Genomic DNA, 25,167 nt, shown 5'->3' with positions numbered 1-25,167 from the left:
ATTTAGCCATATCTTTCGCAGGAGAGGTGTAAGTATTGGGCTACGGTTGTTATATTTACTGTTAGTAAAATATCGCCCCAAATGAGAGTTATGCAACCGCGCCCATACCTATAAATGTCGATATTCATCTGCTACGCATCTAATTTCACAGTCAGTTTTTCTGAGCTTATTGTGGGATGGGCATTCTGCCCGTCTTTGTATTCGATGTAGATGCGTAATAGCTTATCACATCCAGATTCGGATGTATTGATTGACAGTGCAAACAAATTAATGAATCTCTCTATAAGAGAGTTTAGATAGTAGTTTGCTGAATCGAGGCATAAATCAAAAGAGGAAACCATTGTTATGAACGAGAAGGATCAATACGATATGAGTCAATCTGATGTTCAACCTACAGAAGAAAAAATTGTGATGAGCGAGAACAAGGAGCCTTCTGAGGAGCGTCAAGAAAATGCTCAAGCAACTATAGATCAACCTGCTATTCATCCAGTTGGCACACGCATTGGTGCCGCTGCAGGCGGGGTAGCAGGAGCGGCTATTGGTAGTTTAGTTGGGGGTCGCGCTGGAGCAGCGATCGGTGCTGTAGTAGGCGCATTAGCTGGCGGTATCACTGGTAATGATGCAGCCGAGAGCGTTAGCCACACTGTAGAAGATGTAGTAGGCGCAGTAAAGGGTGTGGCTGAAGGTGTTACCCACACGGTAGAAGATGTAGGGGATGCAGCAAAGGTTACGCTTGAGGAAGTCAAGCCCTCTGTAATAGGTATAGCGGATTCCGTCAAGAGTACAGTTGAGGAAGTCAAGCCTTCTGTAGTAGGTATAGCGGAGTCCGTCAGGAGTACAGTTGAGGAAGCCAAGCCTTCTGTAGTAGGTATGGCGGAGTCCGTCAGGAGTACAGTTGAGGAAGCCAAGCCATCTCTAGTAAATGCAGCGCAAACCTTAAACGAAGCCGTTGAGGATGTCAAGCCATCTGTAAAAGATGTAGCCCAGTCCGTAAAGAGTGCCGTTGAGGAAGTCAAGCCCTCTGTAGTAGACGCCGTTAAGGGTAGCGCTGAGGGAATCAAGACTTCTGTTCAAGGTGTAGGCGACGCCGTAAGGGATACCGCTCAAGAGGTCAAGCCATCTGTAGTAGATGCGGTCAAGGGTAGTGCTGAGGGGATCAAGACTTCTGTTCAAGGTGTAGGGGATGCCGTAAGGGATGCCGCCCAGGAAGTGAAGCCATCTGTAGTAGAGGCAGTTAAGGGTAGCGCTGAGGGGATCAAAACTTCTGTTCAAGGTGTAGGTGAAGCTTTCAAGGATAAAGCTGAGGATGTCAAGTCCTCTGTAGCGAAGTCAGGAAAAGGTGCAACTGAGGATGTCTCCTATGTAACTATTGTTGATAATCGCACTGCCCCTACAGACACTGGTATGCCAGTAGCTTCTACTAATGCGGGCTTTTATCAAGGAGAAGTCGCTCCGATGGAAGTTTATGGAGAGACTGCTTACGTTGAGAACTCAACCTTCGACACTCAATCAGTCAACGTTGACAAACCAGTGAAAGACGACAGTGTTGACGATCGAAATCTGAACATCATCGATCGCAGCACGCCGTTGTAATAACTTTGCACAAGCTTTCTTGTTTGGTTAAAGCTTGCAGTTATAACTTTTGATGGGGGTGGGTCAACAATGGCCCACCTTTGGCAGTAAAGGATTAGTGAAATTTACTGTTTAGCTAGCAGGGGAAATCGTCAGAAAAATCTGGCATAATTTATCTTTTGTTTCTCCGATCTTAAAGGATAGCTACTGATGACGGTTTCTGGTTGTATCTGGGATGCTCCACCAGCAGATTTTACATTGTCGAGTAATGATATTCATATCTGGTGTGCTTGTATTGACTTACCCAGTCTACGAGTTCAGCAGCTAGCACAAATCCTCTCTGAGGATGAGCTAAAGAGGGCCGAGAGATTTTACTTTGAGCAGCATAGAAACCGTTTCATAGCTCGTCGTGGAATTCTCAGAACGATTTTGAGTCGCTATTTGGATAGATCGCCAAATGAGTTGGAATTTAATTATGGTTCTCGCGGCAAACCTGCACTGGCGGAAACCTGCGGTGGGGATAGACTGCGGTTTAATTTATCTGACTCTCATGGATTTGCTCTATATGCGGTGACGTGCGATCGCAATCTCGGTATCGACATCGAAAAAATCCGTCCCATTGACGATGCCGAACAAATTGCCAAACGTTTCTTTTCCTCCCAAGAATATGCTGTATTGCGCGACCTCGATCGCAGTCAACAACAAGTAGCATTTTATAATTGCTGGACTCGCAAAGAAGCTTATGTCAAAGCAATTGGAGATGGATTAAGTTTCCCCCTGGATGGATTTGATGTTTCCTTATCTCCAGGAGAACCAGCTAAGCTACTTAGTATCAAAAGCGATACCGAGTCAGCTGCTAATTGGTTGCTTCAAGATTTTATCCCTGTGACTGGCTATGTTGCTGCTCTTGCCGTAGAAGGTTTTGGTTTTAATATCAGCTGCTGGCAGTGGCTGGAGGAGTGAAAATCGGCTCTTCCGTATTTACTATGTTTTTGTTCAGTTAAGAACATTTTTATTTATTTTCTCATCTGCTCCTCTGCTCAAATAGCATAGTAAGTACGGAAGACCTATTTTTGTGGGTGCAGTTACGTTTTTTTTGTTCATCTGGAGTCCTTAGTATTTTAAATCATAAAAATCATAGCTTTTATAAAAAAAAGTTAAAGAAATTACAAGTTACTGAGGGCGTCTATGGTAAAGTAACTCCTGTAAACGAGCAACTAAAAAAAACCATGACCAAATCCAGCATAAAGCTACCCAGCGGTGAACTTACCGTTTTCGCAAAAGAGGAAAAAACCCTTCCTAGCTTGACCAACCAATCTGACAAAACGATAACATTTAAAATTCAAGCTGAGGGAAAGTGGAGTTACGGAGGTAAAGACGCATTCGCTAATCAAGTCGATGGCGATGGCAATACGGCGCAGACTGGACGAAACCCATATATGCGCTTTCCAGACGTAACGCCAGCGGCACTGGTGGCGGTAATTGATGGCAAACCTGTGGGAAGCGGCAAGGAACATACGATCGAGATCCCACCAGGCAAGACTGTATCGTTTATAAACAATGACCAACCGGGTGTGTACGGTGACAACAGTGGCAGTCTCACGATTAAGTGGTCTATTGCCAGCATCAAGAACGGTAACGGTTCTACTTCAACTAAAGAAGAATCTATTGTCTCTGGCCCTGACAATAAAACCTTTCCCCTACCTAGCGGCGAACTTATTGTTTTGGCAACTGAAGAGGAAAACCTTCCCAGCTTGATTAACGAATCGGACAAAAAGATAACATTAAAAATTCAAGCCGAGGGAACGTGGAACTACGGGTGGAGCGACAACAACGCCCCGATCGCTAACATGGTAGATGCCAATGGCAATCCGGCGAATACGGGGCGAGAACCATATATGCGTTTCCAAGGCATAACGCCAGCAGCACTGGTGGCGGTAAAAGACGATCGAGCTGTTGCTAACGGCAAGGAACAGACAGTTGAACTCAATCCTGGCGAAACCGTATCGTTCATCAACAATGACCAACAATACATATACTTTGACAACAGTGGCAGTCAAACCGTTAAGTGGTCAATTTTGAGCGTCAATTAATCGGATAGCTTACCCCACCCCCTCACCCTCTCCCCGCAACAGGGAGGGGGAAAATTTAGATCTTCCAGCACTCCCACACCCCACACCCTAAGCAACTTGAGAAATAGTAACTAGCGGTTTAGGTTGAGGTAAAGGTTTACCGTCTTGTTGATATTCTTCAACGAGTAATTCCAAAACTTCTTGAGCGTTGCTTAAGGCTTCTTGATAGGTGTCACCATGAGTGTGAAATTGTTGAGTGGGAAACTCTGGTAAATGGACTAAATAACATCCATCTTCATCACTCCATTGAATGACTATTGTATAAGGTAATTTCATTGTTCTGACTCCTTTTCTTGAATTTTTTGTAATTTAGCTAATTTTTGATTAACTTGTTTTTCTAAATATGCTTTTCGCACTCCCAAACTCACACATATCCAAAGTGCGATCGCATTTGCTCTTAACCCCAAACTTGACTTCGATCCGAATACTCGTATATCATTAATATAACTAAGGTCAATTGAAATTATACCTCTATCCGTTGGATGATTTTAAACCAGGGATAGTTTCAGAATCTTGGGGCAGATAGTTGCTTGCTTATGGGGCGGGAAAAATACTCTGTATTGGTTTATGATAGTTGTATTACGGCTATTTGCAGACCTCAGAGTATTACTGGGAACTTTTTTATAGGTGAGGGTTGTTACTATACCTAGAATATGCTGTAATACTAGCTAGAACAAACAAGCAAAAAAGGTTAAATTAAGTTCATGCTGATCGAGTTTCAAGTTGGTAACTACCTGTCTTTTAAGGAGACACTTACTTTCAGCATGGTTGCATCTGATATTGACAACCAAGATTCAGAACTAGATAGTAATAGTGTATTTACAGTAAATGAAAAATTAAATTTACTGCAAACCGCTGCTATTTATGGAGCAAATGCAAGTGGTAAAAGTAATTTTGCTAAAGCATTTGGATTTATGAGGAGGTTTGTTATTGATTCTTCCAGACAAATTCAAATTACTGATGAAATCGAAATAGAACCCTTTAGACTTAGTACGGTAACTGAGAATAAACCTTCATTTTTTCAGGTTATCTTTTGGCTAAGTAATAAAATTTATAGATATGGTTTTGAACTAACTAAAGAAAAAATTATTAACGAGTGGTTATATTGCACAACTAATGTACAAGAATATAATTTATTTACCAGGAACAAAAATCAATTTAGAATTAGTTCAAAATTTTTTAAAGAGGGAAAAAGCTTAGAAGAAAAGACCAAACATAACTCTCTATTCCTATCTGTCTCAGCCCAGTTTAATGGAAAGATTTCTGAACAAATATTGAAATGGTTTTTCAACTGTCAAGTTATTTCAGGAACCCAGGATAGGAATTACAGAAATATCACTATCAAATATTTTGAATCTTCATTTTCTCATAGAGAAGATATAGTGCAATTTATTAAAGATTTAGATTTATACATATACGATATTCGCATGACTAAAGAAAGTGTATCTCTGCCTTCAGAGATGCCAGAGGAACTCAAAAAGTTAATTTTACGTTCAGCGAATGAAATTTCTAGCACTAGCATTCAGACATGGCATGAAAAGTATAATGAAGAAGATCAGGTTGTAGAAATCGAAAAATTCGAGTTGGAAGAAAATGAATCGGAAGGAACAAAAAAATTATTTTATTTATCAGGCATTCTTTTAAATGCTCTAAGAAACGGGCATCTTATTGTTATAGATGAATTAGATGCGAAGTTACATCCTATGATTACTCGCCAAATTGTACAGTTATTTAATTCCCAGGAATATAACTCAAAAGGAGCGCAACTTATTTTTATGACTCACGATACAAACTTGTTGAGTTCTCGTTTATTTGGAAGTAGATTATTAAGGCGAGATCAAATATGGTTTACAGAGAAAAATCAACAAGGAGCTACTGATTTATATTCTTTAGTTGAGTACGATATACCAGAAGATGCTGCTTTTGAATCAGATTATATTCGCGGTAAATATGGAGCTATTCCTTTTATAGGAAATTTTCGGGAACTTTTAGCTAATCAATAGAAATGAGTAAAAAAAAGCCTAAGCCTTTTGAGAGGAAAACAAATTATAAATCCGTAAGGAAAACTTTTTTGATTGTTTGTGAAGGTATAGAAACTGAGCCGAATTATTTTGCAGCTTTCCAAAAGATAGGCAGAGATAACAAAACTGCAACTATTCAAATTATACCAGCCAGCGCAGTCGGTATAACGGTAGTAAAAAAAGCTAAAAAATTAAAAGATGATAGTGCTTACGGTGAAGATGAGGTTTGGTGTGTATTTGATAGAGATGCCAAAAAGGAAAATAATAATCAACAAAATTTTAATGAAGCAATTAGATTAGCTAGAGAAAATAAAGTAAATTTAGCTATTTCTAATGACGCTTTTGAGTTATGGTATCTATTGCATTATGAATATTATGTCAGTGAAACACATCGCAGCAATTTAAAAGAGATGCTTAGTAGTAAGACGCGACTCGGAGAAAAATATGAAAAAAATTGTGAGGATATGTATGAAAAACTGAAAGATAAACAAGCTAATGCTATTAAATATGCTAGAAACCTTTTGTCTAGTTATGGTATAGATACCGATAAGTTGGATAATTTAACGCTGGAAGAGATAACAAGAATACACAATCAAAATCCATCAACAACAGTTTATAGATTGGTGGAAAAGCTTAATGAAGTAATTTTTGCGCCTCAACAGGAATAAAGGTTTTTGAATAAGTGTGGTGTTGGGTGTCGATCAGGTTTTTGATGTGCGATCGCACTCCCAAACTCGCACACAGCCAAAGTGAGATCGCACTTGTCTTTGGATGAGCGATCTCACTCCATTGAATGACAATAGTATAAGGTAATTTCAAGGAAAGCATAAGGTTTTATCCCTTAACTTGCTTTCCTCTCAATATCCATCCCAGATAGCGGTTTACAATCTACAAAACTAACTGAATCAGGATCGAGAAAACCAGATATCGCCATTTCTAACACGGCTTCTACGGGATATTCTATTTCTGCTGAATATGCAATCAACGCCTGCTTAATTTTATTTGGAAGCGCATCAAGAAAAGCATTTGCGGCGACTGGTGATAAGTGTTCGGTGGCAGTTTCCATTATGCTTTATTCCTCTTGCCTGATACGAATGTTATAGCATCTGATTGATGGCGAAATGCGTAGATACCAGAGCGGGCAGGCACGCTTGCAAACTCACGAGTCAATGGGTGACATTCTATAAATGGGGTAGAGTAGAAAATCTCCAGAATTCTCTGTGCTTGCCCTGTCACGAAATCGTTTGGCAACTCATCCCCCTACAACAGCAATGACTCTACACCACAATTAAACAGTTTAATCTCTACAAAGTATACTCAAAGAGCGATCGCACTCCCACACCCCATAGCCAAAGTGCGATCGCATTTTCTCTTTTGCCGAGACTTGACTTCGATCCGAATACTCGTATATCATTAATATAACTGTAGTTACAAATATTAAACGACCATTACTGCTATCTATCTAACTTAACCATTGACTATTACCTAATGCTAGGCAAAAACATAGAAAACTTCAAGTGCAACCTCATGTCACCTTTACAAACAAAAGAAAAAGGTATTCCGAATAAGCGAAAGAAAAAAGCTTTCTGCACTTCCTTAAAACGCAGGCACAAAACTTTAAATTATAAGAGAAACGTTCCTGTAACTTATGAGGATGAGTCTCTGGCGCTGTCCGAACGCGATAGTCGGTTTTTCATATCCGTAATGGAAAATCTGCCTGCACCTTCAGAAGCGTTACTCTCAATTTTTGAATAGTGTATCTAGTAGGTCTAGCAGTGAAGTGACTAACGGAAAACTGAATATTGATGTTGCTAAGCAGGGTAAGCATATCCCCGGTCATCCAAATTATATCCCCGGTAAAAGCATATTAACCCATCCAGATCCGCAAGACCTCATCAATCGTTTTGGGGGAACGGGACAACCTCTCAAAGGTACTTTTGGACAACCAGGATTTAAAGAGCGTGTGGATTTTGGCGAAATTATTGGAGAGTACATCGATCCTAGTACCGGAGTTGCTACACTGACATCAAAGGGAATATTGCACTATTCCCAAGCAGGAGTTCACATCGTTCCAGCGAGGCCGTAAAATTATGCAGACAGTTGAAATGCGAAATAGCGTAATTTTATCAGTTCAAAGAGCGCTTTTGGGAGAAGTTTCACCAGCGCTTCGCGGCGTGACGGTGGGATGGGATGAAAACAGTATCGCGATTCTATGCTACTACGATCGCAAAATATCTCCAGAAGATCGAGAAGCCATGTCATGCGTTGAGACAGAAGTAATGGCTGATTTTCCAGACCTTCAAATGGATTTAGATGTAATTCAGTGCGATGTACCCCAGGAAATGAAGTTGCTGGATGTTTGGGTTTATCGCAGAAGTGAAACTTTGGCTAAATTAACAAATATGCCAATTTTTAAGCACTTTAAATTTAGTGGTACTTTCAAACAAGCTAATGCCAATGATGAATTTCCCGTAAATATCGATAATGCTGTTATTTACTGTTATGCCAATGGTTTAGTTATGCTTGAATGCAATCCCATAACAGTAAGAGAAATTAATAAAAAAAAATTATTGACGAGGGTGAAAAGTATTCATATAAACAAACTGAGATTGTTAGGAGTAGCGATCAACAATTACCACAAGAAGATAATTACGGAAACAAATTATTGCAACCTTTCCAGCTTGAAGGTTTAGAAAAAGTATTAATTAATCATGGTTATGAAGGAATTTATCAGATAGAGGGCAAAACTCCTGAAGGATGGGATGTATTAGCCGAAGTTTATAAATACAATATAAGCATATCCTTTAGTAATAATTTATTATATGAAAATATACATAAAGATGCAGGAAAATCTTTCATAGGATTGAGTAATTTATCTATAGATTATTCGCCTAATATTAAAAAAGAAGAAAGTAATCTTTTAGAGGTTACATACGGTATTGTTGATTTGCCGATTAGAGTACCATTTGCTACATCATTTCTTGATTCTCAAGCAGAAATTAGCGTTAAACCAATCAGAATTGAAGAAGGAAAAAATTTAATAGATGCAGTACTAAATGCTGAGATAAAGTTTAAAAAGTTACCTGTTGATGAGGTAATCAATTATGAATATGAAAATTACTACACTTGGTTTAATTTAATATTATCTTTTGCCTCCGGGCATACTACAGAGTCAATTTATCAACTAAAAACATTCAAAGTAGAGCATGAGAAAAACCAAAGTATAGAATATTGGATTGGTGGTAATCCTAAACCTAAAAAGAGAGATATTGAGGTTATTCAAGATCTTGAAGATTTTATTTCCAAGATTGCTAACGAGGTTAATTATGATAAATTTGATGAAAAAGGTTTAGGTTTGGCACTTAGCTGGTATCAAGACAGCTTATCTAGTGATATGAATTCAGTGCAATTCATATTTTTATGTACTGCCTTAGAAACACTTAATTACAAACATAACAAAGATGTTAGTAATAGAGTGCTACCAAGACGAAATTACAGTAGAATAAAAGAAAAAATATTGAGTTATTTTACTAATGTACTGCAAGAAGAAAAACAAATCATTAGTTCAGATAATAATATCTCACAGGAAGAAAAAGAAAAAATCATTAGCCAAGTAGATATTTTTAACAAGATAATAGTAAAACCTTTCGAGCAGGGTGACTATAACAAAATAGGTAATCTTAGAACCTCTCTTCAAATAATGCTTGACTATTATAAAGTCAAATACGATGATCTATTTCCTAAGCTTGAATTCATAGGCGTTAGAAATAAATTGATACATAATGGCTATGGTGGGTTGGATGTTGAACCAGGAGTATATTTTACACCAAAGCTTAAAAGTTTGTTTATACGTACAATTCTTTCTATGCTTGGATATCAGGGTAACTATATGGAGATGGAAAAAGTAGAACTAGAGAAAAAGCCGAAATATAATATGTACCGACCTGTGTGTAAAGGCTTCCCACTATCATAAAGGAAATAGTACTTGTTCTTTAGTATTTTTCAAGAAATAGCTTATTGGGTACAAGATACAGGTGGATGTTGCAACAACACCTGCCTCAAATACTCCCCAGTATAAGACCGATCGCACTTCGCCACCTCTTCCGGCGTCCCCACTGCAATAATCTCTCCTCCCTTATCGCCACCTTCGGGCCCTAAATCGATTACCCAATCGGCAGATCGAATTACATCTAAGTTATGCTCGATCGCTAAAATCGAATTGCCTTTATCCACCAGTCGCTGCAACACATCCAGCAATTTGTGAACATCGTAAAAGGATAAACCTGTCGTCGGTTCATCTATTAAATAGAGAGTCTTTCCCGTAGCGCGACGAGATAGTTCGGACGCCAATTTCACCCGCTGCGCTTCACCGCCAGATAAGGTGGGTGCTGATTGTCCTAAATGGATATATCCCAAACCAACATCTACTAATGTTTGTAACCGGGTAAAAGCTTTGGGAATATTTTGGAATACTTCCAATGCTTCTTCAATTGTCATGTTGAGAACATCGGCAATGGATTTACCTTTGTATTTCACTTGTAGGGTTTCTCGATTGTAGCGATCGCCTTTACAAACCTCGCACTGTACATACACATCTGGCAGGAAGTTCATCTCGATCGCATTCGCACCCTGTCCGCCACAAGCTTCGCATCTTCCACCTTTGACGTTGAAGGAAAATTGCCCCGGTTTGTAACCTCTAGCTTTAGCTTCAATCGTCTGGGAAAAAACATCCCGAATGACATCAAACACTCCCGTGTAAGTAGCAGGATTTGAACGGGGTGTTCTACCAATAGGAGATTGATCGATTACAATTGCTTTATCTATGGCGTCGAGTCCTTTGATAGCATCCATCTGACTGGGGAAAGGTACTTTGCGAGTCAGGTGATGTTGCAAAGCTGGGTAAAGTAATTCGTTAATTAAGGTAGATTTGCCAGAACCAGAAACGCCAGTAACGGATACAAGTTTACCCAGCGGAATTTCTACATCTATATATTGAAGGTTGTTGCGGTGGCAATTTTTCAGGATAAGGGATTTTCCATTTCCTTTTCTCCTCTCAGCGGGTGTTTCAATTGCCAGCCTTCCTGACAAATAAGCACCTGTCAAAGAATCTGACGCCGCCAGCAATGTTTCTAAATTTCCTTGCGCTACTATTTCCCCACCGTGAATCCCCGCTCTAGGCCCAATATCAATAATACAATCTGCGGCGCGAATCGTTTCTTCATCGTGTTCTACCACAATCAAAGTATTTCCCAAGTCGCGCAATTTGGTGAGAGTTTTCAACAACCGACTGTTATCTCTTTGATGCAATCCGATACTGGGTTCGTCCAAAACATAGAGAACGCCAGTTAATCCCGAACCAATCTGAGTGGCGAGACGAATGCGTTGCGCTTCTCCACCAGAAAGTGTCATCGCCGGACGATCGAGGGTTAGATAATCTAAACCAACATCGAGGAGAAATTGCAATCTTGCTTTGATTTCTCTGAGTACCAGGTCGCCGATTTGCGCTTGTCGATCGCTCAACTGCAAATTATTTACCCGTTCCTTACATTCCGCGATCGAAACTCCAGTTAAATCCAATATTCGATATTGTCCTAACCTCACCGATAGCGCTTCCGGTTTCAACCTTTTACCCTGACAAACTTCGCAAGGTCGATCGATTAAATACTGTTCCAACTTTTGCTTTTGCAATTCGGAAGCGCTGTCATCGTAATACCGTTGCAGCATCGGAATTACGCCGCTAAACTTTCGATAATCGTTGCGTTCTCTGATAAAAATCGGTTGGTCGGAACCGTACAAAATTATTTGTTGCTGTTCTGGCGTTAGCTGATTCCAAGGTTCGTGCAAATGAAAACCGTGTGCTTGTCCGACACTGTAAAGTAACCCAGTGTAATAGGAATTTTCCTTATCCACCCAAGGTGCGATCGCATCTCCCACTGTCGCTTTTGGGTCTGGCACCACCAAGTCTGGCGAAAATGTTCGCAAACTTCCCAATCCGTGACAGTGGGGACAAGCACCGTAAGGCGAATTAAAAGAAAACAAACGCGGCGATAATTCTTCCATCACCGCCCCATGTTCGGGACAGGCAAAGTTTTCCGAAAATATCAATTCTGGCGGTAATTCTTCATAGCTATTGACAGGGTTTTCCCCATCCTTTATTATATACGTACTATCTTTTCGCGACGCGCTTACTTTGTCCGATGTATTATTTAATACCTCAATAACAGCAATTCCCTGTGAATGCCGCAAGCAGGTGCTAAGAGAATCGACCAGACGCTCCTGAATATCGGGTTTCTTAATCAGCCTGTCAACGACGATATCTATATTATGTGTATGATTTTTATCTAACTCGATATTTTCATCGAGTTGTCGAACCTCCCCATTTACCCTAACGCGCACAAATCCTTCCGAGGCGAGACTGGAAAGTAGCTTGCGGTGAGTGCCTTTTTTCCCGCGCACGACGGGTGCTAGGATTTGGAAGCGCGTACCGTCGGGAAGTTCCAGAATGCGATCGCACATCTCGTCGATCGTCTGAGGCGCAATCGAGCGATCGCAAATCGGACAATGAGGTTCGCCAGCCCGTCCGAACAGCAACCGGAGGTAATCGTAAATCTCCGTCACCGTACCGACTGTGGAACGCGGATTGTGGGAAGTGGATTTTTGGTCGATCGAGATTGCTGGGCTAAGACCTTCGATCGCATCCACATCCGGCTTATCCAATTGTCCCAGAAATTGTCTGGCGTAGGCGCTCAGGGATTCCACGTAGCGACGCTGCCCTTCCGCGAAGATGGTATCGAAAGCGAGGGAAGACTTGCCGGAACCGGAGACGCCTGTGAAGACGATTAAGCGATCGCGAGGCAATTCCAAATCGATATTCTTCAGGTTATGCTGCCTCGCACCCCGAATCCGAATCGAATTTTGGTTATTGAGGTTTACCCCGTTGGGAAGATGACCGTTTTTGGTGTCGGCAGCGTGGGACATGACAGACAGAGTGCGATCGTGCTTAACTATCTTAGCGCTGTGGGGATTTTCGGGTGCTGGCGTGATGGGATGTTAGCCAGGGTCGCCTCTTCATTATAAATCTAGGGAATTTTTCACCCCTCGAACTCCAAGACTTAGCTCCGCTTGAAAGCCACACTGGAAATTCCTGATGCAGTCTAATTCAGTTTGTATATACAGAAGCTTTGCACCATGAGGAATTCAGTCTCCTAGCTCTGATTGACCAAACCCAATCAGGAAAAAGCATTTGGCTCTTCCGTACTTAGTGTGCCAAATTATTAGTTTTCCGTGTCCTACACCTTAGCTGGCTGGAGTTTCAAGGCGATCGCCCCGTCAGGAGCAAGTTGCCATAGGGCAAGCTAAGGGTGTAGATAATGTCAAAGCCTTATCTAGCAAAGCCTTGAGGATAAATTTAAGTTATAGCGCTGCGCGCTCGCGTAGTTACAACTTATAATCCAGAGTCCAGACTACAGGAAGGATACAAAAAAAATGTGTAAACACACCAGCGCGCAGCGCTATAACTTAGCACACTAAGTACGGAAGAGCCCGTTTCGGATGAGAGACATTGGCTCAAACCCCTATTCTCTCGTAACTTTTCGATCTACTGATTATGTTTATCTAATGAGGTAAATTCAATGAAATGGCTGCGTCCCTCCCTTATTGCTATACTGTTGTCCCTCATACTTTTCAGCATTCAGCCAGTCAATGCTAATCCGTTTCCACGGCTGTTTAGAACAACCATAAAGATTCCTAAACATCTACCCAAAAATATCCCTGAGTCTGTATTGAAAGGATTTGTTAGTCCTGCACCCGATCCAAATCAGGTCAGATTATATTTGTCTCGCCAGTCTGACAATTTATATGAGTTATCGCTATCTAATGGTAAAAAGTTACTCATAGATACTGAAAAAAAGTCTCTGGCACAACATTTATCGTCCGTAGTACCTGAAGTTCAGGGGAAATCACAGTTCTTTGTGCCGGAAGATGTCTTTTTTGAAAACTATGAGACATTTTCCAAGCTAGAAAAGGTTGATAATTTATCGGTTGTAAGAGCAAATACTAAGGTCCTGTCTACGCAGCGTCTTAAAACCATTAATGGCTTTGAGCGGGTAATTGAATTACGCCCACATCTTCCTCTTGGTGTGAAAACTTCAACTGAAATTGACAATGCAATTTGGTTGATGGATAGGAAATTCAATAGCGATGATATGCGGGTGATCTCTTTATTTGACCCAGCCGATGATTTCGACAACATTACAAGCACCCTAACTAATGTTGCTGGACAGCTTCATATACCTTTGCCTCAAATTTTAGACACCAGTATGGCTTTTACGTTGAGGCATTCAAAAAACAAAATCGTTTTTATTGTGGGGCACATAGAGGATAACGCATTTGTAGTTCGACGGGCTGATGGCAGCGTTGCAGCCAAGTTCTCAATCGCTCAACTGGAACAGGAAGCACAAAAATCTAACGTAGCCTTAGTTCTCTTAGGCTGTGAAGCAACGAGTGTTTCAAAGCAGAGTGGTTTTGTTACACCTGTCCGGGGTACTGTGGTTGCTGAAGGAATTGCGAAGGCACTCAAAGCAAAAAATTACGGTCAGATGCTCTCTGCACTGGCAACATCGGAAACTCCTCTGATGGTTCGTTCTGCAATTGCAGATCAAGTCAGGTTGATTATGGAGATTTCTGCCATACAAAACAGCCGAGCAGCAGCAGGAAGATTCTTGACACTCGATAGAGTAAGTGTTAGAGTAAGTGTTAGAGTAATTGTTAGAGCAAGAGTTGACCCTATCAGCCCACTTGTGGTTGATATCAGTTCTCCAAAGTCATGCAACGGTAGCAATAGTAGGTTGATTGTATATAGTAAAGTCAACGATGCGGATTGTAGCATGACTTTTAAGAAATGGTATGACTTATATTGGGTTGGAATGTTTTTCTCTATCTTCACCCTCCGCAGATCTTGGCGTAAATTTAAAGAAAAGTGGCTGTCTACATCTGGATTTCAGCTACCTGGATTGCTGAGTTCTCTTTATCGAACATTAGGAATAGCCGTATTCATTTTTATACTTCCATTTTATATGGCTTTGCTATTCTTCGGTTTTCTATTGTTGTTAGGATTCGATTCATTTCGTGCAATTGCTCTTATTTTCAGAAAAATTAGCTACATAGTGGAGTACTTATGGGTAAAGGTATCGAAGTTAATGCACTCGTAAATACGTTGAATCTCTATCGACCGGATCAACTAGATGCGCTACGTCAGCGATATCCCGATCAATCGGAGTCGCTGACACCTGGTAAAAAGTTGGGAGAATCCAATAATACTGGTGTTGCTGTTGCTGAACTTGCTATTTATACCTTGCAAGCAATCACAGAAGACGCAAATAATGGCCTCCGGTCTTTACACCTACGGCTCAAACGCGCAGCGAAAATTCGCCTGATGAGTAACATTGTTGGTGCTGTAACCAGTGCTGGTTTAATTTCAGCAGTACTGGTTGAGTCGAAAGGTGTTGCGATTGCTACTGCGTTGATTAATTTGGTATCTTCTGTTAGCCTTCTAATCTCAGAGTACCTGGAGTCGCCCTCTTCTGGAGAACAGAACAGGCGTCAGGATCTTAACCAGTTAATTAAGGCAGTCGTGGATATTGAAATGTTAGAGTTTAAGCTCACTATCGGTATTCAAACTAAAGCTAATGATGAAGAGTTATTAAAACTTGCTCAAGAAGCTAATGCCGTAGTAGCTTTAGTCCGAGGAATTCTAATGAATATCGGAAAATTGTCGCCAAAACGCAGTCTAACAAGTCGTGGTCGCGGACGCAGCCAAAATAGTCGGTGATGCGCTAGCGATCGCTCTACATCTAACTTAAATCGAGTGCGATCGCGTCAGCGATGCGTAGCATTATCGCCGAATCTTGACTGCTAAAATGAGAGCGATCGCCTTGTGGATTGCAGGCTGTCAAATAGCTTTGCAGTATAAAAATACACAACTAATTCGTTTGTCATATCTATCTATATCATTCCTATGAACTTTCCTCCCCAACTCCAGCAAAATATCGAAAAATGGGCAACCATTCAGGGAATTTCACCAGAAGATTTTATTTGGCAAGCTGTAGCCGAAAAAATTGATACTTTGAGTCAGAAAGCGGCTGAGAAACATCCCGAACAACACTCTGAATTAACAAATATAATGCCATCTAAAGAATCAAAAATATATCGAAAATTAGGAATTTTAGTATTAGATGCAGAATTACCAGAAAATTTCGATCTTAATACTTTCATAGATGACTTAAGAGAAGAACGTATTCAGGATCAAATGGCTTTATGAAAGTCTTGTTTGATACCTCTGTTTTGGTTCCTGCATTAATTGTCAATCATCCTAAGCATTCTGTTTGCTTCTCAAGGCTCAAAGCAGCAGAATCTAAACAAATTCAAGGGTTTATCTCAACTCACAGCTTAGCAGAAAGCTATTCTGTAATCACACGATTGCCGATTCAGCCACGCATTACTCCCGAACAAGCTCAGAGTATTATTCTAGATCTTTTGCAGTACCTTGAAGTGATTCCACTGCTCTCCAATGACTATCAAATTGCCATCAATCAAATGGCAAATTTAAACATTCCCGGTGGCGGTATTTTTGATGCTTTAATTGCTCAAGCTGCCCTTAAAGCTGAAGTTGGTGTTATCCTAACTCTTAATCCCAATCATTTCACTCGTTTGGGAAGTGCGATCGCTGCTCTTGTGCAAGTCCCTGCGTGATGGACTAAATTTAACAAGTCGCGATCGCGGACAGAGCCAAAATAGTCGGTGATGCGCTAGCGATCGCTTCATATCGAACTTAAATCGAGTGCGATCGCGTCAGCGATGCGTAGCATTATCGCCGACTCTTGACTGCTAAAATGAGAGCGATCGCCTTCCCTATTTAAGCTACAGTAAAAGATATATTTTCTAGCACTACATTAGGGACATTTCCTGCACCTAAAACTTCTGTAGCATCTAAAATCTCTATCCCTACTAATAACTCATTTTCACCAATATTTAAAGCAATTTCGTCCGTTAGCTGCAAAGTACGACAATCATGCTTACCTTCCACAAGTCTAATGTAGAGAGCATCAATTTCAGAATCATAACTAATTTTCATAAATCCCTCAAAAGTAAAAAGTATAAACTGTGAGCCCCAGTCAGTTTATCCAAAGCTGTCAACGCTTCTGCCTCGTACTCAACTGAATAATTCATTCCCGTTGCAAACCCAATTTCTGATAAACTTCCTCTGCTGGAATGCCGCGTTCTCCTGATTTTCTTCGCTGCATTTGTTCTATCAACTGCTGCTTGACTTCTTCTTTAATTTCTTTCCCCTCGTCAGGATCTCCAAAATACTCGTCCAGACATTGTTCAACAGTGTGCCGAATTAGGTCTGTAAGTTGTTCAACTGTCATATCTTTGACTTGCATTTCCATCTCCTTGGCATGGTGAGTGTTAATATTTTAGCTTTTTTCGATCGCAAATTATTATTACCGATGGCATAAGCTTTCCAAAAATCAGAAATTGTCAAGGATTTGATCAAGATCAGTGGCGTTATTTGCTGCTATCTCTGCTTCTGCTTTTGCAATCACAGCATCTAATTTACCTGCTGCCAAATCCTCTTCTATTTGCCTATCCCACTTTTCATTTAAATATTTCTGAATCCATTCTGCCAATTGACGAACATCATTTTCTGGAAGCTGTTTAATCGCTGCTTCGATTTCTGGCAAAGCATTCATAGAGAAAAATTTGTTTTGGATAACTCTATATTTCATCTTAACTCAAGATTGGGATAAGCTTGACAAAAATTAAGGTAAATTCTCAAAAGCGTAGCATTATCACTCCTAATCATCGTCAGCATCAATCTTCAGAAATATTTAAATCACCTCAACAAAGAAACCTTTCGATACAATGCTGCGATCGCACAACTAAAATTAATACTTGCAAATTCAACTTCTTCCCCTTCCCGATAAATTTGTTCTACCCAATTTCCCTCAGCATTCCGGCGAAAGCACTCAACCATTATCTCTGTTTGACTTATCAGCACGTATTCCGTCAAAGTTTCTAAGGTTTTGTAGTCGTTAAACTTGCCTTCTCGATCGAATTTTTCGGTTTTATCTGATAAAACTTCCACTATTAAACAAGGGTAGCGAATAAAGCTTTCTGCCGAGTTTCTATCCCGTTCATCGCAAGTAACTACCACATCGGGATAGTAGAAATCATTTGCTGCTTCTACTCGCACTTTCATGTCTGCACTATAAACGATGCAATCCGTATTTTCCAGAAAATTATCTAACTGCCTATATGTATTTCCTGTAATAATCACATGAGCTTTACTTGCTCCTGCCATTGCATAAATGAGTCCTTGCCTGTATTCGTGCTTGATTGGGCTGTTTTCTTCTATTTCTAGATATTCTTCAGGGGAAAAGTAAGCATTATCTTGAGTAGCAATCATCATCTCAAATCTCCTAATATTATAATTTTAAAGAATAGTCAAATAAGTTTCTGTCGGGCCGATCGGCAATAAAATCAATCTTTGATTTTTCAAATCTACTTCAATTCCCAACGCCTCCATCGGAATCACACCCAACAGCGCGTTACTTCCCGCTGGCAATTCCAAACATTCAAAAGTTCCTTCCCTTCCCAGCAGGGATATTTTCGCATCTTGAAATATTCTGGCAGTACTAATACCAGTGGCAATTTGAATTACTACTTCCTTGAGTAATTTCAACCCTAACTGGGCAATAACATTCGCCGGAAGGCAAAGAGTAGTCGCGCCTGTATCTACCAAAACGTTATCTAAGGTGATAGACCTTACTCGGTCAGTCGGAATAATCCCATCTTCTGCATTAGCTTGATCTATCCGATTAGTGATGATTAGCGTTGTGGTAACTTTTCCCATTATCTCTTCGGTAGTTGGCTGCATGATTTTACTTTGGTTTAATTGTATTATATTAGTGCATAACCATCTTAGCGCTCCCTTGGCAGGCGATCGGCCATCAACCGTAAATTTCGCTCCGATGTCCAATCTGGTGAATTACAATACTCAACAAAGTATTCCATTACTTATTTAAGCATCAAGTCCCGTTAATTACCTATAACTTAAAGATAGCCTATCTGAAGCGCGATCGCACTTCAGACAGACCATCTTTCTAGTTTGGTCAAGAATCTCCCGAAATACTTGAAGACATTGAAGGACATTCAATATCCTTACCCGTAACTTCAGCTAGTACCGGAGGCGTATCTGATGCTTCGTTAGTCGCGCAAATCTTATCTATAGCCGTTTCACCTTCCACAACAACTACGCCGCTATAACTCTTTAATCCAGGTTTTTTGGCTATAGCGATTACAATAGTTTTTGCTCGATCGGACCAGGAGATTTTATACTCATAGTCTTTATCTTTTGATTTTACCTGGAATCCCAAATCTGACCATGTAGAAGCAAATCGTCCATTTTCAGAAAAAAAACCTTTTTGCGTTCTATTGATCAAAGCGATAAGATCTTTAGCTTCTGATTCCCCGGCTTTTCCTATCTGAAGCACAGGGCTTAATTTATTTGAAGGTATCTGTTCTTTGTCCTCCTCCTCTGAGGATAATTTGACTGGTTCTGTCTCAGTACTAAAAGCAGGAGATCCAATTATATTTGACTGAGCAACATGAGAACCAGAAACATTATTTCCAGAGAATCTTTTTTCCAAATAACTATACATTTGAGAGCCTGCTAAACCTAAGACTATGGCTGCTCCGAACCCAAATATATTAGTTTTGGGCTTGTGATTATTTGCCAATGGTTTGACTGTAACTTCCGTAGGTATTTGACTAGGTGTCTCCTGTTCAACACCCAACATTGATGAGGTTATGGGAAACTTCAAATATTTTTGAGTTCTGATTTTGCGATCGGAAGTAATATACTTTTGGGTTGGGGGAATCAGCAAATCTTCATACAATGTTGCGATCGGCGTGCGGAAATCAATACTAGCAAAGTAAACTTCATCCCCTTTACTGTAGGGTTGAAAAATCCAATCACCCTCAGAATTGCGGCGGAAACATTCTACATTTACCCGCTCTTGACTGATTAGCACATATTCTTGTAAACTTCCTAATCTTCGGTAATCGGCAAATTTTTCTCCCCGCTCAAAAGCTTCCGTTATGGAAGAAGTTATTTCAACAATTAGGCACGGGTAGCGCTTGCAATATTCACCATTTTTATCCCGGTCATCGCCAGTTACAGTCACATCAGGATAATAAAAGATATTGGCTTCATCATCAACATTTACTTTCATGTTTCCGGTGTAAATATGATAACCGAGACACCGAATATGGTTTCTCAATAAAGCGATCGAGTTGACGCAAATAGTATCATGAGTATCGCTCGTTTCAGGGATTTCATAGATTTCTCCTCCCTTGTACTCTTGCTTGATTGGACTTATCTTCTCAGCTTCTAAATAGTCTTCTGAGTAAATTTTGGTACAACTGTTGGTAAAAGTCATGTAAATGCACTCCTGATGTCCAAAAAGTTTTTATTTTAGCCCGATCGACCGGGTTTCTTTCGCTCAAACAAACCCGGTTTTTGGCATTACTGAATCGGTTTTCTAGCGTGCCACAGGCATATACGCTCTTGCTGTCAAATCACCACAATAGATGCACATAGGCAAGCACAGGCAATCATCGATACTAATACAGTGGCTTACGCTGTTATGAGGTACAGAAGTAAGGGCGTTCGCGTTCGCGTAGCGGCGCGGATGCGCTCAGCGTGCCGGAGGCATTAGCATTCCGGCAAATAACTTATTGGTTATATGCAGAGGTTAATTACCGGAATGCTTCGCCCCTACAATGTACTCTATTACAGCCGGAACTGCTATAATCTTGTCCCCACTTTTGCAGGAACAGATTGCCGCATAATCACCTATTTTTCAATTCAAAAAATCGCTAAACTTACCTGTGAAAAGCTGAGAAAATTTTCTGCCTAAACCTATATATTTTCTAATGAGATAGGTTTGTGGGGGTCAAACCCCTCTTCCCTATTCATTTGATATATAGTAAAGTGCAGCCAACAATTTCAACCTACGGGTAGATATGGTAAGGGAGTTGATCCTATACAATATCGACGCTATATAGTATTTCTGGAATTTATGTATGTGTCAATCGTAAGTTTTATTATTTAAAGAAATTTTACAGATTAGAACAAAATTTTCCTATATCTCCCGTAGTTATGGTGATAAATAAAGCTGATTGCATTTTTCAAGTTCCGCACTTACCAAGGACTACCGATCATCGTAAAAGCTGCCCAATAAAAAGGATGCTTGAAATTTCTTGTTTGTGCCCCTGCGAGTTTAGCTGGGAGAGACATCCCGCCTCTGAGCATTGGCCCGCGCAACTTACCGTTTTCCAATAGCACATCTCCCCGCAGCATACCTATCTGCGCCTGCCTCAACGCCTCAGCTTTAATCGGCACTACCCTTAAGTGCTGGTAAAACTCAGTCATCAGCGCCAAAGTTCCCTCATCGCTAACACTCCACAAACTAGCCAGCACCGTCTTGACACCGCTGTTAACTGCCAAACCCGCAAATCCCATCTCCGCATCTTTATCTCCCACTGCCGTGCGACAGGCACTCAATACCAACAGATCCACTGGCGGGTTATTCCACTGCAACTCCCTCATCTTATCCAGTGTCAGTTTACTATCCCAAAACTGAATATAAGAGTTTCCCGGTGCGCCAGACTTGAACTCCGCATGAGTTGCTAAGTGAACAATTCCAAACCGCTGCGAAGCGCGTTGCGCCCTTAAATTATCTAAAGTAAATTCTTGATTTAAAAACTGTTTCCCTTGCCAAGAACCAGGCCAAAGCACACCTGAAAGATCCTCCATAATAGCTGCTAATTCCACAGGAACAGCAGCCAAGGGAGCTTGTTCTTTAAATTCCGACGCTCCCATTGCCAATACAGGCGAATTCTTAATATCCCTGTACAGCGTATCGGTCATATTGAAAGCAGGGATAAGTCCGATGCTGTACTTTTCTACGAGAAACTTTTGCCCATCATGCAATGCGGCAAGAGGTATGCTCCGCAGGTTGCTACCCATGCAAAAGATGATAGTGTCGATTTGATTAGCTTGAAGGTCAGCATCCAGCGGTGCGATTATCCACTTATACAGTTGCTCAGATGGAGCCAAGTAACTGGTCGTATTTAATTTGGTAAAATCTGTGATTTCTTCAGTGAATTGTTTCGTTACATTTGGGAGCGTCGATCGATTCGCTTCTGATACGCTTTTCCGAATAGTTTTACCCCCAGGAAGGACTAATACTAATTCCAGCTTATTAGGTGTAGGAACTGCGTAGATCAGGGCAGGTTTTTTCCCTGTTTGTGTAGCGAGTTTTGCCAAAGTTTCTGCTATTTCTTCGACTCCCTTAGAAGTGTCAGATAGATTGGCTTTAAAGTAATTTTCATAATCCTTTTCCCAGCTTTGCTCGATCGCACTTACTGCCTCTGTCGAGCTATTCACTTTGTTAAGGGTTTCTGCGAGGGTAGAAGGTGTAGCCGATCGCACTGGCGTTTTTTCTGGGCTAACTTCAGAGATAGGGGTAATACCTTCCTCAACAGGAGTTTTGGTTAAGTAATCTTTTATATCAATATAGATCGGCTGTTGCGTAACTTGGGTTTCGCCTCTGGTAATTGGAACTGCTGTAGCGCGAACGCGGACATCAAATAGCTCTTGCAAAACTTGGTTAGGATCGTCCCTATTCTCAAGAGTGAATAACACTCCGGTACAACCACCGCCAGGACTTTTAGCAACGCACACTACAGGTTGGCGGTTTACTAACCCAGTGGTAATATAATTGAGCGTTCCATTGTCGTAGTAAGTCTGAAATCTCTTAGAAACTTCGATACAGCGACTTTGCGGACTATAGCCCGCACCGCTAAAATAAGTAGAAACCCATCGAATTACGGGGATGTCTCCCCGCGAGGTGCGAGCAACGGTGGCTGGAGTATCCTTCCTTGTACCGCAGAAGAAGTTTGCGCTTTCAGCAGAGCGAGTCTGAGTGCCGGTAGCCGTACAACCCAGCGCAAATGCAAAGGCAGTAAATGTTTGAACAACTAACTTAATTTTCATCACGGATATTTAACCTCCTCAAATTGTGGCTTCGAGGATGATATGCGTCCCCGGTAGTGGAAGGAAGCGATCGGGCCTAAAACCCAAAGTTGGTGGTTTCAGAGCGATCGCAATGCGCGAACTAACCACAGACGTATCTCGCAAGAGGATGAAAAAGTGAACTTGCTGTTTTAAATTTAATTGTATGACGTAGAAGCTAAATCTCTCTAATGAGGGATTTCAATCTGCTGTCTTTGGATGATCTACATCTAACAACAACGTCTGCGTATTCGCGATCGCACAAGCACTTACCCTGAGTAACAGATTGTTGTGGTGTTGGGCGACATTACTATAGTACCGGACGGACAGGCGAAGCGATCGCAATAGATCGCCTAGCTGCGCGATCTTTAGGTAATTAAGCGGAAACGAAATCACCCCTTGTCAGGTAAGTGAGGTACAGAGAAACCCGGTTTCTTCGAGAAACCCGGTTTCTCGAAGAAACCGGGTTTCTGGGCTATATTACTCCACCTCAACGCCTTCAGTAAATTCCTCAGTTTATCCTGAACGACGAAATCCCTCGTTGAAAGACATTGATATAGATACAAACTCTCCGAGTTTCTACATAACTAGCCCAGCGTTTACCCTCTGATGGCGTCTTCTGCCAGCTGAGCAGATTTGATGCGCTGCTTCGTCTGGTTCTGAGAAATCTGGGGAATCAATACAGGGGTCGTATGGCAAGAGTAGTGTTGAAAACAGAAGCGAGTCACCCAATGCTGGGTAATTTACTGAAAGAACGTTACCAAATTATCCAAGTTCTCAATGCCGGAACATTTGGACGAAGTTACATTGCCGAAGATATATTATCACCTGGCAGACCCAAATGTGTCATCAAGCATATCAAACCCGCCAGTAACGACGCCAACTTCTTGGCAAGCGTTAGGCGTCAGTTCCTCAGCGAAGCAGATACCTTGAAACGGCTGGGCCAAAACGATCGCATTCCCCAGCTGTTGACTTCCTTTGAAGACGACCGAGGATTCTACTTGGTGCAACAATTCTTTCAAGGACAGCCGCTTTCCGCCTTACTGCCAACCAGTCTACGCTGCGGCAAACGCTGGAAGGAAAATCAAGTTATCCAACTGCTACAAGAAGTCTTAAGTATCCTAGAATTTGTTCACACTCAAGGCGTTATCCATTGCGATATCAAGCCGAACAATATCATTAAACGTGCTAACGACGGCAAATTTTGTTTGATGGAATTTGGCGCACTTCAGCCAGTGCGGACGCCATCTGTCAAGGAAGAACAGCTAGATTCTACTTTTTCTCTTCAACCAGCAGGGTACGTACCGCCAGAACAACTTGCATATCAGCCACATCCAAACAGCGATATTTATGCGCTAGGTACGATCGCTATTCAAGCACTGACGGGACTTTCTCCAGCGCAGTTACAAGCAGATTCTGCTCAAACAAGCTGGCATCAACAAGTGCAAGTTTGCGATCGACTGGTTTCTGTACTTAACCAAATGGTACGCTCTGACTACAGAGTACGCTATCAAACTGCAACAGAGGCTCTGCAAGCACTCCAAAATGAGGTCATCGCGAATCGCTCCTTAGAAGTCCCGCAGAACCATCTAAATGCGATCGCTCTCCAGACGCCAGACATCTCGTTAAATTCGATCGGGCCGGATTCAGAAACCGCAACCCAGGACTCAGAACCAATTGAAGATTTAGCTCAAAACTCTTTCTCTGAATCTTCACCTTTAGAATCTCTCACATTTGCGATACCGGAAACAGAAGTTTCTGATGCGATCGCTATTCCAGAGCCTACAGCAAATCCACCAAAAACACCAGCTAAGCCGGACAAGAGCAAGCCTTTTTCTAAAGCCCGCAAAAAAATATCCCCTATGATGACGGCATTTGGGATTGGCATGGCCGTTAATGCGTTAGTCATGTTGGTGGGTTCCTTTTATATATCCCAACCTGACCCTACTCAGTATAAAGCAGTCGATCGATTCATTGACCAAGTGCAGTGGGAGGAAGGAGCTAAAAAAGTCTGTCAAATTCCTCATATCTGTTTTTGGCAAAAGAGCGATCGACCTACTATCCAGCAATAAAAAATCTAAAGTCCAGTGGAAGCTTCCGAATTGCGGAAAAAAGCCTTTGCTCTAGCCGAAGATGGAGATTTTGCCGCAGCTTTGAAATATAGCTAGTGCAAGTGGTCAGTTGTCAGTTGTCAGTTGTCAGTTGTCAGTTGTCAGTGGTCAGTTGTCAGTGGTCAGTGGTCAGTTGTCAGTGGTCAGTTGTCAGTTGTCAGTGGTCAGTTGTCAGTTGTCAGTTGTCAGTT

General features: G+C 41.3%; 27 protein-coding genes. 14 read left to right on the top strand and 13 right to left on the bottom strand.

From position 1 onward, the window contains the following. Positions 1 to 345: 345 nt before the first annotated feature. From LAY57_RS13085 to LAY57_RS13075, 3 genes are all read left to right on the top strand, one after another. Complete coding sequence (locus LAY57_RS13085) at positions 346 to 1,593, top strand: glycine zipper domain-containing protein (protein WP_249067202.1); 1,248 nt, start codon at positions 346 to 348, stop codon at positions 1,591 to 1,593. Between the two features lie 189 nt (positions 1,594 to 1,782). Then, positions 1,783 to 2,535 (top strand): 4'-phosphopantetheinyl transferase family protein, encoded by a 753-nt coding sequence (locus tag LAY57_RS13080; RefSeq protein ID WP_249067201.1) that lies wholly within the window; start codon positions 1,783 to 1,785, stop codon positions 2,533 to 2,535. A 266-nt stretch (positions 2,536 to 2,801) separates the two neighbouring features. Further along, positions 2,802 to 3,665, top strand: a complete 864-nt coding sequence (locus LAY57_RS13075) for a LecA/PA-IL family lectin (RefSeq protein WP_249067199.1) — start codon at positions 2,802 to 2,804, stop codon at positions 3,663 to 3,665. Positions 3,666 to 3,752: 87 nt separating this feature from the next. Here LAY57_RS13075 and LAY57_RS13070 read toward each other — a convergent pair whose 3' ends face one another. Next, a complete protein-coding gene (locus LAY57_RS13070; protein ID WP_249067197.1) occupies positions 3,753 to 3,980 on the bottom strand; it encodes a type II toxin-antitoxin system HicB family antitoxin in 228 nt (75 codons plus the stop codon). Continuing rightward, positions 3,977 to 4,111 carry a hypothetical protein gene (locus LAY57_RS35845; RefSeq protein WP_275993936.1) on the bottom strand — a complete coding sequence of 45 codons (135 nt, stop codon included), beginning with the start codon at positions 4,109 to 4,111 and terminating at the stop codon, positions 3,977 to 3,979. Before LAY57_RS35845 ends, LAY57_RS13070 begins: the two co-directional genes overlap by 4 nt. Positions 4,112 to 4,468: 357 nt before the next feature. On the opposite strand from LAY57_RS35845, the gene LAY57_RS13065 reads away from it, so the two are divergent. Together LAY57_RS13065 and LAY57_RS13060 are read left to right on the top strand one after the other, a co-directional pair. Next, positions 4,469 to 5,707, top strand: a complete 1,239-nt coding sequence (locus LAY57_RS13065) for an AAA family ATPase (protein ID WP_249067196.1) — start codon at positions 4,469 to 4,471, stop codon at positions 5,705 to 5,707. A gap of 2 nt (positions 5,708 to 5,709) precedes the next feature. Beyond that, positions 5,710 to 6,393 carry an RloB family protein gene (locus LAY57_RS13060; RefSeq protein WP_249067195.1) on the top strand — a complete coding sequence of 228 codons (684 nt, stop codon included), beginning with the start codon at positions 5,710 to 5,712 and terminating at the stop codon, positions 6,391 to 6,393. Here the strand turns inward: LAY57_RS13060 and LAY57_RS13055 are convergent. Further along, complete coding sequence (locus tag LAY57_RS13055; RefSeq protein ID WP_249067194.1) at positions 6,359 to 6,553, bottom strand: hypothetical protein; 195 nt, start codon at positions 6,551 to 6,553, stop codon at positions 6,359 to 6,361. The genes LAY57_RS13060 and LAY57_RS13055 overlap by 35 nt on opposite strands. A 13-nt stretch (positions 6,554 to 6,566) precedes the next feature. After that, entirely contained in the window at positions 6,567 to 6,791 is a 225-nt protein-coding gene (locus LAY57_RS13050) for a hypothetical protein (RefSeq protein WP_249067193.1), read from the bottom strand. Between the two features lie 461 nt (positions 6,792 to 7,252). Between LAY57_RS13050 and LAY57_RS13045 the strand changes: the two genes are divergently transcribed. The 4 genes from LAY57_RS13045 to LAY57_RS13030 are packed head-to-tail and all read left to right on the top strand — an operon-like array spanning position 7,253 to position 9,698. Beyond that, positions 7,253 to 7,480 carry a hypothetical protein gene (locus LAY57_RS13045; protein ID WP_249067192.1) on the top strand — a complete coding sequence of 76 codons (228 nt, stop codon included), beginning with the start codon at positions 7,253 to 7,255 and terminating at the stop codon, positions 7,478 to 7,480. Positions 7,481 to 7,505: 25 nt separating this feature from the next. Then, the gene (locus tag LAY57_RS13040) at positions 7,506 to 7,811 is read left to right on the top strand and encodes a polymorphic toxin type 50 domain-containing protein (protein WP_249067191.1); all 306 of its coding nucleotides are present in this window, start codon (positions 7,506 to 7,508) and stop codon (positions 7,809 to 7,811) included. Between the two features lie 4 nt (positions 7,812 to 7,815). Beyond that, positions 7,816 to 8,418, top strand: coding sequence for a MafI2 family immunity protein (locus tag LAY57_RS13035; protein ID WP_249067189.1), 603 nt, complete (start codon positions 7,816 to 7,818; stop codon positions 8,416 to 8,418). Further along, complete coding sequence (locus LAY57_RS13030) at positions 8,391 to 9,698, top strand: HEPN domain-containing protein (protein WP_249067187.1); 1,308 nt, start codon at positions 8,391 to 8,393, stop codon at positions 9,696 to 9,698. The genes LAY57_RS13035 and LAY57_RS13030 overlap by 28 nt, the downstream gene beginning before the upstream one ends. A gap of 41 nt (positions 9,699 to 9,739) precedes the next feature. Here LAY57_RS13030 and uvrA read toward each other — a convergent pair whose 3' ends face one another. Then, positions 9,740 to 12,703 (bottom strand): excinuclease ABC subunit UvrA, encoded by a 2,964-nt coding sequence (gene uvrA / locus LAY57_RS13025; RefSeq protein WP_249067184.1) that lies wholly within the window; start codon positions 12,701 to 12,703, stop codon positions 9,740 to 9,742. Positions 12,704 to 13,356: 653 nt separating this feature from the next. On the opposite strand from uvrA, the gene LAY57_RS13020 reads away from it, so the two are divergent. The 4 genes from LAY57_RS13020 (at position 13,357) to LAY57_RS13005 (ending at position 16,474) form a co-directional block, all read left to right on the top strand. Next, positions 13,357 to 14,934, top strand: a complete 1,578-nt coding sequence (locus LAY57_RS13020; protein WP_249067182.1) for a hypothetical protein — start codon at positions 13,357 to 13,359, stop codon at positions 14,932 to 14,934. Continuing rightward, the gene (locus tag LAY57_RS13015; protein ID WP_249067179.1) at positions 14,901 to 15,554 is read left to right on the top strand and encodes a hypothetical protein; all 654 of its coding nucleotides are present in this window, start codon (positions 14,901 to 14,903) and stop codon (positions 15,552 to 15,554) included. The genes LAY57_RS13020 and LAY57_RS13015 overlap by 34 nt, the downstream gene beginning before the upstream one ends. Before the next feature lie 186 nt (positions 15,555 to 15,740). Next, on the top strand, positions 15,741 to 16,043 hold the full coding sequence (locus tag LAY57_RS13010) for a hypothetical protein (RefSeq protein WP_249067177.1): 303 nt from the start codon (positions 15,741 to 15,743) through the stop codon (positions 16,041 to 16,043). Further along, a complete protein-coding gene (locus LAY57_RS13005; RefSeq protein ID WP_249067175.1) occupies positions 16,040 to 16,474 on the top strand; it encodes a type II toxin-antitoxin system VapC family toxin in 435 nt (144 codons plus the stop codon). The genes LAY57_RS13010 and LAY57_RS13005 overlap by 4 nt, the downstream gene beginning before the upstream one ends. A 163-nt stretch (positions 16,475 to 16,637) precedes the next feature. Here the strand turns inward: LAY57_RS13005 and LAY57_RS13000 are convergent, their stop codons facing one another. The 8 genes from LAY57_RS13000 to LAY57_RS12960 all read right to left on the bottom strand — a co-directional run bounded on the left by LAY57_RS13000 (position 16,638) and on the right by LAY57_RS12960 (position 23,261). Then, entirely contained in the window at positions 16,638 to 16,856 is a 219-nt protein-coding gene (locus LAY57_RS13000; protein WP_249067173.1) for a DUF2283 domain-containing protein, read from the bottom strand. A 91-nt stretch (positions 16,857 to 16,947) separates the two neighbouring features. Further along, the gene (locus tag LAY57_RS12995; protein WP_249067171.1) at positions 16,948 to 17,166 is read right to left on the bottom strand and encodes a hypothetical protein; all 219 of its coding nucleotides are present in this window, start codon (positions 17,164 to 17,166) and stop codon (positions 16,948 to 16,950) included. Positions 17,167 to 17,253: 87 nt separating this feature from the next. Beyond that, entirely contained in the window at positions 17,254 to 17,511 is a 258-nt protein-coding gene (locus tag LAY57_RS12990) for a hypothetical protein (RefSeq protein ID WP_249067169.1), read from the bottom strand. A gap of 107 nt (positions 17,512 to 17,618) precedes the next feature. Beyond that, positions 17,619 to 18,194 carry a Uma2 family endonuclease gene (locus tag LAY57_RS12985; RefSeq protein ID WP_338022402.1) on the bottom strand — a complete coding sequence of 192 codons (576 nt, stop codon included), beginning with the start codon at positions 18,192 to 18,194 and terminating at the stop codon, positions 17,619 to 17,621. A gap of 24 nt (positions 18,195 to 18,218) precedes the next feature. Beyond that, entirely contained in the window at positions 18,219 to 18,662 is a 444-nt protein-coding gene (locus LAY57_RS12980) for an aspartyl protease family protein (RefSeq protein WP_249067167.1), read from the bottom strand. 235 nt (positions 18,663 to 18,897) lie between these two features. Then, entirely contained in the window at positions 18,898 to 20,226 is a 1,329-nt protein-coding gene (locus tag LAY57_RS36210) for a Uma2 family endonuclease (RefSeq protein WP_338022401.1), read from the bottom strand. A 764-nt stretch (positions 20,227 to 20,990) separates the two neighbouring features. Further along, a complete protein-coding gene (locus LAY57_RS12965; RefSeq protein WP_249067165.1) occupies positions 20,991 to 22,847 on the bottom strand; it encodes a CHAT domain-containing protein in 1,857 nt (618 codons plus the stop codon). A 219-nt stretch (positions 22,848 to 23,066) separates the two neighbouring features. Further along, positions 23,067 to 23,261 (bottom strand): hypothetical protein, encoded by a 195-nt coding sequence (locus LAY57_RS12960; protein WP_249067163.1) that lies wholly within the window; start codon positions 23,259 to 23,261, stop codon positions 23,067 to 23,069. 296 nt (positions 23,262 to 23,557) lie between these two features. Here LAY57_RS12960 and LAY57_RS12955 point away from each other — a divergent pair, with 296 nt between their 5' ends. Then, on the top strand, positions 23,558 to 24,937 hold the full coding sequence (locus LAY57_RS12955) for a serine/threonine-protein kinase (RefSeq protein ID WP_249067160.1): 1,380 nt from the start codon (positions 23,558 to 23,560) through the stop codon (positions 24,935 to 24,937). Positions 24,938 to 25,167: the final 230 nt, after the last annotated feature.

This window comes from Argonema antarcticum A004/B2, from assembly GCF_023333585.1.
In the GTDB taxonomy this organism is placed as follows: Bacteria; Cyanobacteriota; Cyanobacteriia; order Cyanobacteriales; family Aerosakkonemataceae; genus Argonema; species Argonema antarcticum.
The sequence above is the reverse complement of the archived record's forward strand: the minus strand, read 5'-3'. Positions and strand labels throughout refer to the sequence as shown.